The organism is Streptomyces hazeniae, assembly GCF_031845485.1.
Classification (GTDB): domain Bacteria; phylum Actinomycetota; class Actinomycetes; order Streptomycetales; family Streptomycetaceae; genus Streptomyces; species Streptomyces hazeniae.
In genome coordinates this window covers 1-516 of the sequence record NZ_JAVREQ010000108.1, presented here as the reverse complement: position 1 = coordinate 516, position 516 = coordinate 1, and the positions used below count along the sequence as shown (strand labels likewise).

Genomic DNA, 516 nt, shown 5'->3' with positions numbered 1-516 from the left:
GTGGCGGTCAAAGCTCTGGCCTGGGCTTCTTTCGTGGAGTTCGCCGCGAAGCAGGGCTAATCGGGTGTACCGTGGGTCACGTCACTTTTCGTCTCCGTAGCGACGAAAGCGGCCCCTAGCACGGTGCGCGAACACCAGCTAAGGGCCTACACCGACGAGTGGATAAGGCCCACTGACGATGCCCAGCCAGGTTAGCGCGCCCGCACGCGCCCCGTTCCTCCAGACCCCCGAAGACCTCATCGACGACCCCGCGCTCAGCGACGCCGCCCTCCGGCTGCTGCAGGCCCTGGTCAAACTCCCACCCCGCAACCGGCGCAACAGCGACGCCGTCGCCACCTCCCTGCGCATGGGCAAGGACAAACTCAACGCCGCCCGCAAATGCCTGCGCGCACACGGCCACTGGCACGCCCGCAAACGCCAGAACCTCCGCGGCGAGATCCGCGACCAGCGCCTCGCCTCCCTCACCCCCCTCCACACCCCCGACCAGATCGCCGAAGGCTGGGCCGCCGCCGAAGA

1 protein-coding gene is annotated in these 516 nt (G+C 68.4%); it reads left to right on the top strand.

Translation table 11 applies throughout. The features are described 5' to 3' along the window. Positions 1–178: 178 nt before the first annotated feature. The coding region (locus RM572_RS28830; protein WP_394813724.1) for a hypothetical protein at positions 179–516 on the top strand (338 nt) is incomplete at its 3' end.